The following is a 15,637-nucleotide window of genomic DNA, read 5'->3' on the forward strand; positions in this document are numbered from 1 at the left end:
ATAAAACTGTCGGATAAAACTGTCGGCAAGGAGACTTGGAGCATGCTAGACATCGAAGTGATCGAGGACCCGGCCGCGGCGGAGGCCTCTTTGGACCCGATCCGCACCCGGATCCTCCGTGAGCTTGCCGAGCCCGGTTCCGCCACGCAGCTTGCCGCGAAGGTGGGGCTGCCGCGGCAGAAAGTGAATTACCACCTGAAAGCGCTCGAACGGCACGGGCTGGTGGAACTCATCGAGGAGCGCCGGCGGGGAAACGTCACCGAACGCCTCCTGCGGGCGACGGCGTCGTCGTACCTGATTTCGCCGTCGGCGCTGGCGTCCGTGGCCCCGGACCCGCGCCGCTTCTCGGACCGGTTCTCCGCGTTCTGGCTGCTGGCGCTCGCGGCCCGTATGGTCCAGGAGGTGGGCCAGCTGATCGCCGGTGCCGCCGCGGCGAGGCAGAAACTCGCCACCTTTGCGATCGATGGCGAGGTGACGTTCAGGACGGCCGCCGACCGGGCGGCGTTTGCGGAGGAACTCGGCGTCGCAGTCACCCGACTCGTGGACAAGTACCACGACGGCGGACCGACCGGTCCCGCGGCCAGCCAGGACGGGGCCCCGGCCGCTAGGCCGCCTGCCGGACGCAAGCACCGGCTCGTCGTCGCGCTCCACCCGGCGTTGAAGACGCCGCCGAATAGCACCCCACGCAGCCCCCAGGGCGCGACCCCACAAGCCAAGGAGCAGAACAATGACTGACAAGCGCGAATTCGAGATCGTCTACGACGCTGAGCTGCCGGGCACCCCCGAGCAGGTCTGGGAGGCCGTCACCAAGGACACTCCCGCCTGGATGTTCCCCACCGACCAGTGGCCCGCGGTCCGCACCGTCGAGGACTACCCGTCCCACCTGGTGTCCCGGATGGAGGGACCTGACGGCTGGTTCAACCAGCTGGAGCACGTTCTGGAACCGGCCGACGGCGGCCGGGCGCGGCTGCACTACGTCCACAGCGGCATCTTTGCGGACAACTGGGTCGAACAGTACAACGGCGCCAGCAAGCACACCGCCTTCTACCTCCACACCCTCGGCCAGTACCTGCAGCACTTCAGCGGGAGGCCCGTGGTCTTCACGGATATCCAGGCCCCGGCCCCGTCGCAGGCGCCGGATGGCTTCGACCGGCTCAAGAAGGCCCTCGGAGTGGCTGGCTCGGCCCCGGGGGATGGGGTGGCATTGGACATCGACGGCGTCGGCCACCTGTCCGGCGAAGTGGACTTTGCCAACGAAAACTTCCTCGGAATTCGGACCGCCGACACGATGTACCGGTTCTTCGGACGCAACAACTTCGGAGCGCCGGTGGGCATGACCGTGCACGACTTCAGCGGCCGGGGCGACTCCGCGGCGACGGCGGATGCGTGGGCCGGGTTCCTCGCGAAGGTCTACGCCTAGGTCCCTCCTCCGCGGCCCCCCCGTTTCCACGCGACCACGCTTCGCCACTTCGACGGTTCCGCGCCGCCTCGATGTTTCTGGGCGTCGAACCGGCAGGGAACCGTCGAAACGGGCGTGGTGGCCCAGCGGTCAGGCGATGGCGACGGCGGGCTGGGCGGCCAGGTTCCGGCGCAGCTGGGGCGAGCTGTCCAGCCGATCCTGGGCCGCGCGGAGGGCGAGCACCGCAGTCTCCAGTTGCTCCGGCGGCAGGGTGAACGGGACGCGCAGGTAGTGTTCGAACGCGCCGCCGACGCCGAACCTTGGTCCCGCCGCGAGCCGGATGCCGAAGTCCGGGGCGATCACGGCCAGGGCGGTGCTCACCGGCGCCGGCAGCCGGCACCAGACGGACAGCCCGCCGTCGGGCCGTTCCGCTTGCCACGACGGAAGCTGGCTGCGGATCAGATCGAGCAGGACGTCCCGGTTTCCGCGCAGCGACGCGAGCCGCGCCGGGAGCGGCTCGGCAAGATCGCTCACGAGGTGCGCCGCGGCGAGCTGCTCCACCACGGGGCCGCCGAGGTCCAGGGTGGTGCGGGCGGCGGCGAAGCGGCGGATCAGGGGCTCGCTGGCACGGATCCAGCCGGTGCGCAGCCCCGCCCAGTGCGACTTGCTCAGGGATCCGAGGGAAACCACCGCCGGGCTGAACGCGGCCATGGGCGTGGAGCGGACGCCGTCGAGGTTCAGCTCGCGGAGCGTTTCGTCGGCCACCAATACAGTGCCCGCCGCCGCGGCAGCAGCGACAAGGCGGCGCCGCTGCTCGTCGGGCATCAGGCGGCCGGTGGGATTGTGGAAGTCGGGCACCACGTACGCCATCGCCGGCCGCTGCTGCAGGAGTGCGGACTCCATCGCGTCGAGGTCCCAGCCGGGGTGCCCGTTGCCGCCCGGCGCGCGCAGGCCGCCGGAATGGTGGCCGCCGTCGGAAGTTGCCGCGGGCATGGCCACCGTGACCGGCCGGCAGCCCGCTGCCCGGATCGCGTCGAGGGCGTTCGGGTAGCTCGGATGCTCGACGAGGACCCGCTCCGAACGCCCCGCCAGGGTCCGCAAAACTATGTTCAGCGCGTGCTGCGCGCCGGACGTGACCAGGATCTGCCCGGCCGTGGTGGGCACGCCGGCCGCCGTGTATTGGGCCGCGATGGCCTCACGGAGCGGTCCGACGCCGAGCGCGTCGTACCCGAATCCGGGCAGGAGCGCCGGCAGTTCCGTCAGCGCCGCGGCGAACGCGCGGTGCACCACTTCGCCGCTGGCGGGCAGCGAGGCGTAGGCGAGGTCGATGATTCCGTCCGGCACCGCCAGCCCGGGTGCGCCGCTGAGCCGGAGTCCGCCGTCGTTCGCCCCCGCATGGACGGGCCCCTGGCTGGGGATGCAGCTCCGGCTCCGGCTGCCCTGGCCGCTGCTGAGGTACCCCTGTTCGCGCAGCAGGGCGTAAGCCGCCGTCACCGTGGTGCGGCTGATGCCGAGGGTCGCGGCCAGTGCCCGCTCACTGGGCAGTGCGACGTCGAGGGGGACCCGCCCGTCCAGCACCAGGAGGCGGACGACGTCGGCCAGCTCGCGGTAAGCGGGCGAGGCGCCGACGTTCCACTCACCCAGCAGGCGTGCAAGGGAACTCGGATTCAGGGAGGCGGACATAAGGCCAGTATTTCAAACTGGCTATGGATTGCAAGGCCAGTTTTGGCAATGATTGAAGGCATGATGACGCGCAGACTCCTCCAGCTCCAGATTGGCCTCGCCCTATATGGCGTTTCGCTGGCCATGGTTATCCGTGCCAGCCTCGGCACGGCTCCGTGGGATGTCTTCCACCAGGGACTCGCGGGCCGGACCGGCCTGAGCCTGGGCACGGTTGTCATCATCGTCAGTTTCCTGGTCCTGCTGCTGTGGATCCCGCTTCGGCAATGGCCGGGCGTCGGCACGGTCTTCAATGCGGTGCTGGTGGGCGTCTTTGCCGACATCGGGCTGGCCCTGATTCCGAAGTTCTCACACCTGGGCGGCCAGATCGCGTTGCTGGTGGGGGCCGTGCTGCTGAACGGTGTGGCGTCGGCGCTCTACATCGGCGCCCGCCTGGGCCCCGGGGCGAGGGACGGCCTAATGACCGGACTCGCACGGCGCACCGGGTGGCCCGTCAGGGGCGCGCGGACCGCCATCGAGGTGGTGGTGCTGGCCGCCGGCTGGCTGCTGGGCGGTTCGGTCGGCGTCGGGACGGTGCTCTACGCGCTGGCGATCGGCCCGCTGGTGCAACTCCTGCTGCCGCGGTTCACGGTGCCCGAGGCCAAGGTGCCCGAGGAGGAGTCGCCCGAACCACCGGTATCAGCAGCCGACCCGGCGGTGGCCACTCTCTGACCGTCTGGTGGCCCGGGAACTGGTGGGGCTCCCTGACGGAGTGCGCGGTTCCCTCCGCCCCGGACGTTTGCAGGCCATCGACTTCGACGCGCAAAACATCCCTCGACGCGCAAATTACCGCTCGCTAGGGGAATTACCGTCGCCTAAGGCATTTTGCGCGTCGCTGGCACGTCGCCGAGTCGACAGGCCACCCCTCGGAACGGCCCACCCCGCGGCCCCGGCACACCGCGCCCCGCCTCACCCGTTCTGCATACCTGGCGGGGGCTGGCAGGTGGGGCAGAAGTAGATGTCCCGTTCCTCCGTTCCGCTGGCCTTGGCCAAAACCCCGCGCCGGATGGGGGTGCGGCACTTCAGGCAGGGCTGGTGCTCGCGCCGGTACACCCAGTAGCCGGGCCGTCCCGCGGTCCGGCCCACCGGGACGCCGCGGGCGTTCAGCACCGTCACCCGCCGCCCCGGGCCGAGGTTCGCCGTCAGCAGTACCTTTGCGTCGGTGATCATCGCGGCCAAATCCGGCACCGCGGAGACCGGGGCTGCGGGGTGGATGCCGGAGAGGAAGCACGCCTCGCAGCGGTAGATGTTGCCGATGCCGGCGAGGTTGCGCTGGTCCAGGAGGGCGACGCCGATCGGCACGTCGGGGTCCGCCAGCAGCCGCCGTTCGGCCTCCGCCATGTCCCAATCCGGGCCGAGGAGATCCGGTCCGAGGTGGCCGACCACACTGGCTTCCTCCGCGGTGGGGATGACCTCGAGAATGCCCAGGGAGAATCCGACGGCGTCCGCGGACGCGGTGCGGAGCACGCAACGGGCCGTGAATCCGGGCTTCCGCCAGCGCCCGCCCGGGGGATAGACCTGCCACGTGCCTTCCATTTTCAGGTGCGAGTGGATGGTCAGCGGGTCCTTCGGCGTCGGGCCAGTCACCCGCATCAGCAGGTGCTTGCCGCGGGGGACAACTTCCTGGACAGTCCAGCCGCCCAGCTTCAGCGTGGCGAACCGGGGCACCCGGAAGTCGGAGGCGAGGAGCTCCTTGCCGGCCAGCGCGGCGTGCAGCTGCGCCGCGGCCCGAAAAACCGAATCCCCCTCAGGCACGGATCCTCAGTCCCTTCGGGGTGGAATAGGCGCCGGCCTGGGCCAGGGCGGCTGCGACCGGTGTGTCCAGGATGCCGTGGCCGTTGACTTTCTCCATGATCAGCTTGTCGACGGCGCCCCGGGTCACAACCCCCACCAGCGCGGCGCCGGCGGCGGCCAGCAGCCCGGCGTCGGTGCTGAATGCCAGCAAAGTCTTGCCGCCGCGTTCGACGTAGAGGACCAGGGCGCCGTCCACCAGCACCACCAGGGCGCCGGCCTTCCGGCCGGGGCGGTGGCCCGTTCCCGCCTCCACGTCCAGGGCAGGCCAYGGCAGGGCCGCGCCGTAGGGATTGGCGGGATCTGTGGCGGCGAGCGCCAAAGCGACCGGTTCGGCATTCTCCAGCTGGGCGTCCTCAACATAGGAGCGCAGCCGGTCCACCGTGGCCGGCACCGCGAACTGCGCGGCGCCGAGGTGTTCGATGAAGTAACCGCGGCGGCATCGCCCGGCCTCCTCCAGCCGCGCCAGCACCTTGTACATCAGGCCGAACCCGCCCAGGATGTTTTCCGCCATGACCGAGCCCCGGGTGACCACGCCGTAGCGGTCCAGCAGCAGTTCGGCGGTGGCCCGGGCATGGATGGTGGCGTCGAGTTCCGGGGAGGGGAGGGCGGACCAGCGCCCCGCGGCCAGGGGCGGTGTGGGTGTGGTTCCGCTGACCGAACCGTAGCGGCCGCCGGTGAGCCCGGGCGACCCGAGCAGCCCGCTGCCGTGGGCGCGGCCCAGCCGGCTGGGCCGCGGGGCGCGGGCCCGCGGAGCCCGCCCCACCTGGCGGTGCGCGGTGTGGCCGCCGGCGATGAGGGCGCGGACGGGGGCGAAGGTGTCGCCGGTGATCCGGCCGGCCCAGGCCAGATCCCAGAGCGCGGACACAACGTCCTGGTCGCTCAGGACCGTGTCCATCCCGCCGGCAATGTCAGTGAGCTGCCGGAAGAAGTAGCCGCCGCCGTTGTTCTGCAGGTGGTCAAGGAGCCGCTGCTGGGCGTCCCCGGGCTCGAAGTCGATGGCGGGGTTCAGCGTCAGTTCGGCCGAGTCGGCGAGGTGCAGGCTCACCCAGCCGTCGTTGCCGGGCAGGGAGCCGGCCCCGGACCAGAGGACTTCCCCGGCCGCCATGAGTTCGTCGAGCATGGCGGGCTGGTAATTGGAGACCCGGCTCGCCAGGACCAGGGGTTCCCAGGCCGACGCCGGAATCGGGATGCCGGAGAGCTGGTCGACGGCGGTGATGATGCCGTCCAGCCCGCGCAGTGCCGACTGGCCCCGGCCGCCGGGGGTCCGCACGTGCTGCCACGCTGGAAGGAACCGCCCGTACGCCGACGTGTCCACAGGTTCGACCTCGGCGCGCAGCGCGGCCAGTGACCGGCGCCGGAGCTTGCGCAGTACCTCGGCGTCGCACCATTCGCTGGCCCCCGCCAGAGGCTGAACGACGGCCGGAGCGGCGGCCGCGGCACCGTCGGCGCCGCCGTCGTCCGCACCGTCGGTGCCCGCGGGTGCTGCATTGGGAGCCGCTGCGTGGGGGCGGAACTCGCCCTCGACGACGCGGCCGTCAGCGGCCAGCCGTTTCAGGGCCGTGYCGACGACGGCGACGCCGAGTCCCAGCCGGGTGGCTGCTTCGCCGGCAGTGAAGGGCCCGTGGGTGCGGGCGTAGCGCGAGACGAGGTCGCCCAGCGGGTCGGCGACGGGCTCGATGAACGCCAGCGGCACACCCATGGGCAACGGAACGCCGAGCGCATCCCGCAGCCTCGCGGCGTCCTCAACGGCGGCGAACCGCTCGGCGCCCCCAATGTTGACCTTGATCGCGCGGTTTGCGCGCTGCAGCGCGGCCAAGTGCGCGGCGGCCTCTGCGGCGTCGGCGCCCACGGCAACCGCCGCGACGGCTTCCTCCTCCGGCGCGGCTTCAGCCGCATCCGGCGCAGCCGCGGCTTCGCCGGCCACCCCGGCGGCCGCCGCATCCGCCCCCTCCGGCTGGTCCTGCGCCTCGAGCCGGGCCGCGACTTCGCCGGCGGTAAGCGGGCCGAGCAGCCGGAGCAGGTCGGCCACCCCTTCCAGTCCGCGCATCCGGCGGTCCGGGGCGAGGCGCTGAAGTTCGAGCTCGGTGGCCTCGATGACTTTGGCGTCGAGTAGTTCGCGCAGTTCCACCCTGCCCAGGAGCTCGTTGAGCAGGGTCGAATCGAGCGCCAGGGCGGCGGCCCGGCGTTCGGCCAGCGGCGAATCACCCTCGTAGAGGAACTGCGCCACGTAGCCAAAGAGCAGCGACTTTGCGAACGGCGAGGGCTGCTGCGTGGTGGTTTGCAGGATCCGCAGTTCGCGCCGCTCGATCGAGGCGGCGATGTCCTTCAGGGCGGGAAGGTCGTAGACGTCCTGCAGGCACTCGCGCACGGTCTCGAGCACGATCGGGAAGGTCGGGTACTTCCGGGCGACGTCCAGCAGCTGGGCGGAGCGCTGGCGCTGTTGCCAGAGCGGCTGGCGCTTTCCGGGCGTCTGCCGCGGCAGCAGGAGGGCCCGGGCCGCGCACTCCCGGAAGCGGGAGGCGAACAGTGCGCTGCCGCCGACCTCAGCGGTGACAATCTGTTCGAGTTCCTCGGGCTCGAAAAGGAACAGTTCGGCGCCGGGCGGTTCGTCCTCCATCATCGGCACCCGCAGCACGATGCCGTCGTCGGCTGCCATCGCGGAGCCGTCCAGCCCGTAGCGCTGCTGCAGGCGCTGGCCGACGGCCAGGGCCCAGGGCGCGTGCACCGGCATGCCGAAGGGGCTGTGCAGCACCACCCGCCAGTCGCCGAGCTCGTCGTGGAACCGCTCCACCACCAGGGTGGTGTCGCTGGGGACCACCTCGGTGGCGAGTTTCTGTTCGGCGAGGTACTGGATCAGGTTGTTGGCGGCGAAGTCGTCCAGGCCGGTGGCCTTGCAGCGCTCGGTGGCCGGGCCGACGTCGGATGCCGAGAGTTCGCGCATAAATGCGCCGAGGGCCCGGCCCAGGTCCACCGGCCGGCCGAGCGAATCGCCCCGCCAGAACGGCAACTTGCCCGGCTGGCCGAAGGCGGGGGAGACGAGGACGCGGTCGTGCGTGATGTCCTCGATCTTCCAGCTGGTGGCGCCGAGGGCAAAGATGTCCCCGACCCGGGATTCGTAGACCATCTCCTCGTCCAGCTCGCCAACCCGGCGCCCGCCCTTGGCGGTGGACGCCTGGCTGGGGGCCTTGCCCTCGCTGGAGCCGTCGCTACCGGTGCCCTCCGCCTCGGTGCCGATGATGTAGACCCCGAACATGCCGCGGTCCGGGATGGTGCCGCCGGAGGTCACGGCCAGCCGCTGCGAGCCCGGGCGTCCCTCGATGGTGCCTGCATTGCGGTCCCAGACAATCCTGGGCCGCAGTTCGGCGAATTCGTCCGAGGGGTAGCGTCCGGCCAGCAGGTCCAGGGTGGCCTCGAACGCGGAGCGCGGGAGCGAGGCGAAAGGCGCGGAGCGGCGGACGGTGGAAAACCATTCCTCGACGTCGATCCCGCCGAGTGCGGTCGCGGCGACGGTCTGCTGGGCGAGGATGTCCAGCGGATTCGCCGGGACGTAGAGCCGCTCGATCTTGCCGTCCAGCATCCGTTCGACGGTGATGGCCGTGTGGACCAGGTCCGCCCGGTGCTTGGGGAAGAGCACACCCTGGGAGACTTCGCCGACCTGGTGGCCGGCGCGGCCCACGCGCTGCAGCCCGCTGGCCACCGACGGCGGGGATTCGACCTGCACCACCAGGTCCACGGCGCCCATGTCGATGCCGAGTTCCAGCGAGGAGGTGGCCACCACGCAGCGCAGCCGCCCGGACTTCAGGTCGTCCTCGATCAGGGCGCGCTGGTCCTTGGATACGGACCCGTGGTGCGCCCTGGCCAGCACCGGGTCCGCGCCCGCGGTGCTGCCGGCCTGGGCCATCATGTGCGCCGGCGTGGCCGTCGAGGTGGCGGGGCCGCCGGACGACGCCGGGGCGGCGTCGTCCCAGCCTCCGCCCTCCGCCATCAGCTGGCGTTCGACGTAAATTTCGTTCAGCCGGGCCGTGAGGCGCTCCGTGAGCCGGCGGGAGTTGGCGAACACGATGGTGGACTGGTTCGCCAGCACCAGGTCCACGATCTTCTCCTCGACGTGCGGCCAGATGGACGCCTGTGGCTGCAGCCCCGAYGCAGGCCCCGAATCGAAGGCCCCGGCGGCGCCCTGGAGGTCGGACATGTCCTCGACCGGAACGGAAACGGTGAGGTCCCAGGTCTTCTTCGATGGAGGCGCCACGATTTCCACCGGGGCGGATCCGGCGAGGAACTGAGCCACCAGTTCTTTGGGCTCCACGGTGGCGGAGAGCCCAATCCGTTGCGCGGGCTTGGGCAGGAGGGCGTCGAGGCGCTCCAGGGAGACGGCCAGGTGGGCGCCGCGTTTGGTGCCGGCGACGGCGTGGACTTCGTCCACGATGATGGTGTCGACCTCGTCCAGGGTTTCGCGCGCCTTGGAGGTCAGCATCAGGAAGAGGGACTCGGGCGTGGTGATGAGGATGTCCGGCGGGTTGCTCAGCAGCGAGCGGCGGTCCGCCGCCGTCGTGTCTCCGGAACGGACACCCACAGTGGTCAGCGGCGCGGGAAGCCCGAGCCGCTTGGCGGTCTGGGTGATGCCGATCAGCGGCGCGCGCAGGTTGCGTTCGACGTCGACGCCGAGGGCCTTCAGCGGGGAGATGTACAGGACCCGGGTCTTCCGCTTGGGCGTTTTCCGCCGTCCAGGCTTGGCGGCTGCGGCGTCCAGGCCCGGCAGCTCCTCGGGTTCCGCCGGGACGGAGACAAGGAGCCGGTCCAGGGCCCAGAGGAAAGCTGCGAGCGTTTTGCCCGAGCCGGTGGGCGCGACCACCAGGGCGTGGGAGCCGGAGGAGATGGCATTCCACGCGCCGTTCTGGGCCGGGGTGGGCGCGCTGAAGGCACCCAAAAACCACTCACGGGTCGGCCGGCTGAACCGGTCCATTGCCTCGGCCTCGAGTGTGCCGCCGGCGAGCTCCTGCCCCTTCATTCCTCCATCATGCCTTACGGCACCGACAGTAATTCGCGGGCTCATCGCCGCCCGGCCTCCGGCAGGACGCGCCGAGCTACATCGCCGCGAAGGCCCCGATGGTCAGGAGCTTGATGGCCGACTCGCTGCAGGCGTCTTTCGCGGCCGGGAGGAACAGTGATGCTGTGTCTTCGGGCGGGTAGACCCGGAAGCCGGCTGCCGGGACGTGGGTGCAGCTGGGGTAGTTCCCGGCCTGGGTGTAGCGCAGGGTGGCCTTACCGGACTGCCCCGGGGCCAGCAGCACGCTGGCGACCGGGGTGGAGTCGTCGCGGGTGGCGGCTGCTCCAAGCGGGTTTCCGGTGGCGCTGGCGGTGAGGGACACTCCGGCGAAGCCCTTCAGCAGGCAGGAAGCGGAGCCGGAGTTCTTTAGGATCAGCTGCATGTAGACGCTGCCGGCAGCGCCGCCGCCGCTGGCGTCCAGGGAGCCCTTGAGGTTCGCAGCCTTGCAGAGGGCAGGTCCGGACGCGGACGTGGTGGCCGTCGTCGCGGTGGCCGCGCCGGAGGCCGTCGGGGTCGCGGCAGCGGAACTCGGCTGGCTGGTATCGCTGGCGGACGCAGACGGCGTGGAGGAGCTGCTGGTGGCCTGGGTCTGGCTTTGGGTGGTCGCGCAGCCGCTGAGCAGCAGCGCCACCCCGGCAGCCGCCGTCACGGACATGAATACGAGTTTGTTTTTCATCTGCTGAGACCTCATGGCATAACTGTGATGTTCCACAGTTGCCTTAGTCAACGACGCCACGACGCAGGGCCCGGATTGACGCCCGGATTGTGATTTCCGGGCATCAACCGGGTGGAGCACCGTGGCGCCGTCGACTTCGGGCGCGCTAGTCCTTGGGTGCGGTGCCGCCGGCCGGAACCCGCGCGGGGGTGGCCCGCCGGCTCCGCAGCAGGGCCAGTCCGCCCAGCACCAGGCCGCCGATACCGGCAACCAGGCCCGCCCAGCTCAGGGCCTGGCCGCCGTCGTCGTCCTTCGCGGAGGACGCTGCCGTGACAGACCCGGCTGCCTCCGCGTCGTGCGCGCCGGAGGCGGCAGCGCCGTGGCTGTCCGCCGCTGCCGCCGTGATGGTCACCGACGGCGACGGGGACTTCAGATCGTGCTCGTCCTGGCCGGCCGCAGGGATCTGTGACCAGTCGACCGTTCCGGTTTCGCAGGTCTGCAGGGTCCGGAAGTAGAGGGTCTTTCCGGGCTCGTCCGGCAGCTTCACGGACAGGACCAGGGTGTCGCGGAGCTCCGGGCTCAGGGGGGTCTTGGCCGTGTAGACGATCTGGCTGGTGCGCTTGGTGATAGAGGAACCGTCCGCGAGCTTCTTGGGCTGCGCCAGCTTCTCGGTGACCTTCGCTGCAGTCCAGCTGGGGTTCACGGTGGGCAGGGCGTCGTCGAGCTCGTTCGGCAGGCTGATGGCGATTTTGGTGGTGCTGGATTCCCCGCAGCCATGCGGGACGGCGAACGTCAGCAGGGCGTACGAGCCCGCCGCCGTCTGGTCCGGGGTTGCTTCGACGTGGGCCGATGCGCCGCTGATCCCGGCGAGCATAAGGGCCGAGGTGGCGGCGGTGACGGCGGCTGCGGTGAGGCCGCGGCGGAGGGCAGATTTGTGCTGTGAAGTGGTCAAAACGGGTGCCTTTCAGGCGGGCGCGGCGGCAAGGCGGCGCGCGGAAACAGGGAGGCACGGCGGGCCTCCCGTCGCTGGGTTCAGCGGAGGGTACGGCCGGTGCCTTAAGAAGGGTTAGGAAGGAACGACGACGGCGGGCGGCCCGCGGCGGCAGTCGGCCCGGAGGTTGCGCCAGGGGAGCGGAACGGCGGCCCTGGGGTGCGGCGGTACGGCGCGGGCGACTGCAGGCCTGAGCGGAGCAGGGGCGGGGAGCTCGATGAGCGGCCGGAGCCATGCGGCGAGCGACCAGAGGGCATCTTCACCCTTGGCCAAAAGCAGGGCACAGGCGAGTGTGGCCAGTGCGTGGCCCGCCAGCATCGACCAGGAGGCCACGGAGTCCAGTTCGTGCAGCTGCAGGTGTCCGGCCGGATGCGGCAGTTGCACGAATCCCGTGTGGTGCGCGGCAGTGGCAGCAGCGCTGGCGAGGCCCGCAGAGCCGGCGGCTCCGGCGTCGCTGGCAGTGCCGCCCGTGCCGGCGTCGGCCGCGGCGGGGGTGCTGAAAGCGGCGAATGCCTCGTGCAGGATCACCTGGCCGGCCCCGAGGAGGGCTGCCATGGCCGGGAGGTTCAGCTTCAGCCGGGTGGCCGCGGTGGACGTCAGGCCGGTGAGGGCGAGGACGGCGGCCAGGATGGCGGGGGCGGGAAGCTGGCCGCCGGCGATCACGTGCGCGGCGGCGGCGAGCGTCACCATGGTGGCGGCCACCATGGCGGCGCGGAGCGAATGGAAGGGTGTCCGGGCACGGGATGTACGCACCGGGGCCTCCTTCACCGTTCGACGCGGGCTGCAAACGCCCCAATTCTACTGGGTGTCGAAGACGGCGGGGTGATGGGTGGCCGAGCGGGCGTCATCTTGTGGTGCTCCGGACGCTTGGCGCTGCGTATCCTGCCCTTCGACGCGAAAAATACCCCTCGCGACCGGAATACCCACCGCGCTGGGTATTTTGCGTAGCGCGGGGCGCAAACCGCCGCGCCGGGCACGAACCGTCGCGTCCGGCCCTGTCCGCCGCGCCAGAACCGAACCGCCGCGGAATCACGGCCTCACATGGTGGGGCCGGTGCCGTTGGCGGCCCGGCCACCCCGGGGCGCCACGGACAGGGAGACGGTCACGGTGTCGCCGTCGCCGAACCCCTCCTGCAGGCGGACGTGCTTCTTCACCGGAAGGACGTAGTCTCCGTTGCGGGGCAGCAGCGAGGTTTCCCACTCGGTGTCGCCGATCCGCGCGGCCACCGGGATGGCACCCCACCCGTAGGTTGCCTCTGCGGCCTCGGCCCGGACGAAATCGGATGCGTCCGCGGGCAGGGTCAGCCAGTAGAACGGCGCCGGTCCGCGCCATTCGAACAGTTCCGCGTCGAAGGTCATGTCCACGTCAGGACACGCTAATCGGCCGGGGTCCTGTTGGCAACGGTTCTGCCGGGCGCCGGGAGCCGGCACCCGGGAGCGCGAAGCTACAGCAGGCTCGTTCCGATGTCCGTGCCGATCCGGCGCAGCAACGCAGCGGACAGCGCGGGGTCCCTGGCCGAGTCGAGGTCCGTGTAGTCGGCCAGGGTGTACACCCGGGTGAGGGCCAGTTCGTGCCAGCGTTCCCGGGGGAGCAGGGAGCGTCCGGCGACGGCGATGATGGGACGGGTTCCGGAACGACGGGCGACGGCGGCGGGCAGTTTCCCGGCCAGCGTCTGTTCGTCGAGGCTCCCCTCGCCCGTGATGACGACGTCGCACTGGTCCTTGCGGGCGTCGAAGTCCAGCAGATCCAGGAAGTAATCGGCCCCCGAGACCTGCCGCGCCCCGAGCAGCAGGCAGGCGAAGCCGATCCCGCCGGCGCTGCCAGCGCCGTCGTGCTCCGCCACGGTCGCGGCGTCGTCGAATCCTGCCTCCGCGATCCTGGCAACCAGCCGCGCCAGGCCGCCGTCGAGGACGTCGACCTCCGCGGGTCCGGCGCCCTTCTGCGGCCCGAAGACAGCCGCCGCGCCGGCAGCACCGAGCAGGGGGTTGCTGACGTCGCTGGCGACGACGAGTTCCGTGCCGGCCAATTCCGGGGGCAACGCGCCGTGGATGCGGTCGATCATCTCCAGGTCCCCGCCGCTGCCGGTGAGGGGCCGGCCCGTCGCGTCGCGGAAGCTGAGGCCCAAAGCGGTGAGCATGCCCATCCCTCCGTCGGTGCTGGCGCTCCCGCCCAGGGCCATGACAATCCGGACCGGCCTGAGGCTGAGGGCGGCCAGGACCGCCTCACCGAAGCCGCGGCTTGATGCGTTGAGGGGCTCCAGCCGCCCGCCCGCCAACGTCCCGAGCCCGCAGGTGTTGGCCACCTCGACGACGGCGGTGACGCCGTCGAACGCGATACTGGCCTGGACCGGTTGCCCCGTGGGGCCCGCCACGGTGCAATCATGCCGACTGAAGCCGGCCGCGACGGCGGCGTCCACGCTCCCGTCGCCGCCGTCCGCCAGCGGAAGGAGTTCGCAGAGCACCCCGCCGGTCCTGGCGGCGGAGCGGAGCCCCGCCGCCAGGGCATCCGCGACCTCAGCCGCCGTGAGGCTGCCCTTGAACTTGTCGGGTGCGATAAGGGTGCGGATGGTGTTTTCTGCCGGGGTCACGTTAGAGCGTTTCCGAGTAGGCGGGGCGGCGGCCGTCTGCGGCCGGTGACGGGCCGGTGGTGCCTGCCTCGTCTGATGCGCTGGCGGCGTGGACGGTGCGGGCACCGTCCGTGGGCTCGCCGGTGGGGACGGGAGCGTTGCTGGGGAGTGGTTCGACTACCTCTCCGGCGAAGACGCGGCGGGCACGGTCGGCGTCGAGGGTGCGGTCCCACCAGGCGATGAAGAGGGTGGCGACGGCGTTGCCGGTGAAGTTGACCAAGGCCCGGCATTCGGACATGAACTTGTCGATGCCGAAGATGAGCATGATGCCGGCGGCCGGGATGGTCCCGATCGTGGCCAGGGTCGCGGTGAGGGCGATGAAGCCGCCGCCGGCCGCGCCTGCCGCGCCCTTGGACGTGAGCAGCATGACCGCGATAAGGCCCAACTGCTGGCCGATGCTGAGGTCGGTATTCGTGGCCTGCGCAATGTAGACGGCAGCGAGGGAGAGGTAGATGGCGGCGCCGTCGAGGTTGAAGCTGTACCCGGTGGGCACCACCAGCCCCACGGTCTCCTTTTTCACGCCCGCGTGTTCCAGTTTGCGCATCAGCCCGGGGAGGGCTGGTTCGGCGGTGGAGGTGCCCAGGATCAGCAGGTATTCCTCTTTGAGGTGGCGAATCATCGAGAAAATGTTCAGCTTCAGGAACGCCATCACTGATCCGAGGACCACCACAACGAACAGGATCGAGGTGGCGTAGAACAGGGCGATCAGGCCGCCCATGCTGGTGAGCGAGGAGACGCCGTACTTACCGACGGCGTAGGCCATCGCGCCGAAGGCACCGATCGGGGCCGCCTTCATAATGAAGCCCAGGATCTTGAACATGACCCCGGTCAGCCGCTGCACCCCGTCCAGTACGGGGGCGCCCGCTTTGCCGATGGCGTTCAGGGCGATGCCGAACACGACGGCGATGAAGATGATCTGCAGGATGTCGCCTTCAACGAACGGGCCGATCACGCTGTTGGGAATGATGTGGGTGATGAACTGCCACCACTCCTGCTTGGCGCCGGCGTCGATGAGTTTGGCCGCGGATTCGGAGGTCTTGATGGAGCCTGCGTCGGCGTTGACGCCGTCGCCGAGGCGGAAGATATTGATGGCGACCAGGCCGAACACCAGGGCCAGGATGGTGCCGACCTGGAAATAGGTCAGCGCCTTCAGGCCCGTCATGCCGACCTTCTTGAGGTCTGCGACGCCGGCGATGCCGCCCACGATGGTCAGGAACACGATGGGGCCGATGAGCATCCGCATCGCATTGACGAACGTCGTGCCGATCGGTTCCAGGGCGGTGCCGGCGGCGGGKGCGAGCCAGCCGACCAGTATGCCGATGAGAATGGCGGTCAGTACCCAGAAGTACAGCTGCCGGTACCAGCGGACCTTGGGGTTCCGCGGTGCCTTTGCGGCGGTGGAGATG

Annotated in this window: 12 protein-coding genes; 3 read left to right on the forward strand and 9 right to left on the reverse strand. The window is 70.6% G+C overall.

Translation table 11 applies throughout. From position 1 onward, the window contains the following. The first annotated feature begins 42 nt into the window (after nucleotides 1-42). The gene (locus AC1DHD_RS06140) at nucleotides 43-735 is read left to right on the forward strand and encodes a helix-turn-helix domain-containing protein (RefSeq protein WP_476878862.1); all 693 of its coding nucleotides are present in this window, start codon (nucleotides 43-45) and stop codon (nucleotides 733-735) included. After that, nucleotides 728-1,420 (forward strand): SRPBCC family protein, encoded by a 693-nt coding sequence (locus AC1DHD_RS06145; RefSeq protein ID WP_476878863.1) that lies wholly within the window; start codon nucleotides 728-730, stop codon nucleotides 1,418-1,420. Before AC1DHD_RS06140 ends, AC1DHD_RS06145 begins: the two co-directional genes overlap by 8 nt. Nucleotides 1,421-1,549: 129 nt before the next feature. On the opposite strand, the gene yczR is transcribed toward AC1DHD_RS06145, so the two are convergent. Then, complete coding sequence (yczR, locus tag AC1DHD_RS06150) at nucleotides 1,550-3,082, reverse strand: MocR-like transcription factor YczR (protein WP_476878864.1); 1,533 nt, start codon at nucleotides 3,080-3,082, stop codon at nucleotides 1,550-1,552. Between the two features lie 60 nt (nucleotides 3,083-3,142). Between yczR and yczE the strand changes: the two genes are divergently transcribed. Beyond that, nucleotides 3,143-3,790, forward strand: a complete 648-nt coding sequence (yczE, locus tag AC1DHD_RS06155) for a membrane protein YczE (protein ID WP_476878865.1) — start codon at nucleotides 3,143-3,145, stop codon at nucleotides 3,788-3,790. A gap of 237 nt (nucleotides 3,791-4,027) precedes the next feature. Here the strand turns inward: yczE and AC1DHD_RS06160 are convergent, their stop codons facing one another. From AC1DHD_RS06160 to dctA, 8 genes are all read right to left on the reverse strand, one after another. Then, nucleotides 4,028-4,873, reverse strand: coding sequence for a DNA-formamidopyrimidine glycosylase family protein (locus AC1DHD_RS06160; RefSeq protein ID WP_476878866.1), 846 nt, complete (start codon nucleotides 4,871-4,873; stop codon nucleotides 4,028-4,030). Further along, the gene (locus AC1DHD_RS06165) at nucleotides 4,866-9,920 is read right to left on the reverse strand and encodes an Lhr family helicase (RefSeq protein WP_476878867.1); all 5,055 of its coding nucleotides are present in this window, start codon (nucleotides 9,918-9,920) and stop codon (nucleotides 4,866-4,868) included. The genes AC1DHD_RS06160 and AC1DHD_RS06165 overlap by 8 nt, the downstream gene beginning before the upstream one ends. 76 nt (nucleotides 9,921-9,996) lie before the next feature. Continuing rightward, nucleotides 9,997-10,650, reverse strand: a complete 654-nt coding sequence (locus AC1DHD_RS06170; protein WP_476878868.1) for a DUF4232 domain-containing protein — start codon at nucleotides 10,648-10,650, stop codon at nucleotides 9,997-9,999. A gap of 130 nt (nucleotides 10,651-10,780) precedes the next feature. Beyond that, the gene (locus AC1DHD_RS06175; protein WP_476878872.1) at nucleotides 10,781-11,488 is read right to left on the reverse strand and encodes a YcnI family copper-binding membrane protein; all 708 of its coding nucleotides are present in this window, start codon (nucleotides 11,486-11,488) and stop codon (nucleotides 10,781-10,783) included. A 192-nt stretch (nucleotides 11,489-11,680) separates the two neighbouring features. After that, nucleotides 11,681-12,358, reverse strand: coding sequence for a hypothetical protein (locus AC1DHD_RS06180; RefSeq protein ID WP_476878869.1), 678 nt, complete (start codon nucleotides 12,356-12,358; stop codon nucleotides 11,681-11,683). A gap of 284 nt (nucleotides 12,359-12,642) precedes the next feature. Next, nucleotides 12,643-12,963 (reverse strand): DUF1905 domain-containing protein, encoded by a 321-nt coding sequence (locus AC1DHD_RS06185; protein ID WP_476878873.1) that lies wholly within the window; start codon nucleotides 12,961-12,963, stop codon nucleotides 12,643-12,645. Nucleotides 12,964-13,049: 86 nt separating this feature from the next. Next, nucleotides 13,050-14,192 carry a glycerate kinase gene (locus tag AC1DHD_RS06190; protein ID WP_476878870.1) on the reverse strand — a complete coding sequence of 381 codons (1,143 nt, stop codon included), beginning with the start codon at nucleotides 14,190-14,192 and terminating at the stop codon, nucleotides 13,050-13,052. A gap of 1 nt (nucleotide 14,193) precedes the next feature. Continuing rightward, a complete protein-coding gene (gene dctA, locus AC1DHD_RS06195) occupies nucleotides 14,194-15,636 on the reverse strand; it encodes a C4-dicarboxylate transporter DctA (RefSeq protein ID WP_476878871.1) in 1,443 nt (480 codons plus the stop codon). Between the last annotated feature and the right edge of the window lies 1 nt (nucleotide 15,637).

Source organism: Arthrobacter sp. 05L45_2 (assembly GCF_056397525.1).

Coding starts and splice junctions, on each gene's coding strand:
- AC1DHD_RS06145 (WP_476878863.1), top strand. CDS start 728: ATGACTGACAAGCGCGAATTCGAGATCGTCTACGACGCTGAGCTGCCG.
- AC1DHD_RS06170 (WP_476878868.1), bottom strand. CDS start 10,650: ATGAGGTCTCAGCAGATGAAAAACAAACTCGTATTCATGTCCGTGACG.
- AC1DHD_RS06175 (WP_476878872.1), bottom strand. CDS start 11,488: ATGCTCGCCGGGATCAGCGGCGCATCGGCCCACGTCGAAGCAACCCCG.
- yczE (WP_476878865.1), top strand. CDS start 3,143: ATGATGACGCGCAGACTCCTCCAGCTCCAGATTGGCCTCGCCCTATAT.
- AC1DHD_RS06185 (WP_476878873.1), bottom strand. CDS start 12,963: ATGACCTTCGACGCGGAACTGTTCGAATGGCGCGGACCGGCGCCGTTC.
- AC1DHD_RS06140 (WP_476878862.1), top strand. CDS start 43: ATGCTAGACATCGAAGTGATCGAGGACCCGGCCGCGGCGGAGGCCTCT.
- yczR (WP_476878864.1), bottom strand. CDS start 3,082: ATGTCCGCCTCCCTGAATCCGAGTTCCCTTGCACGCCTGCTGGGTGAG.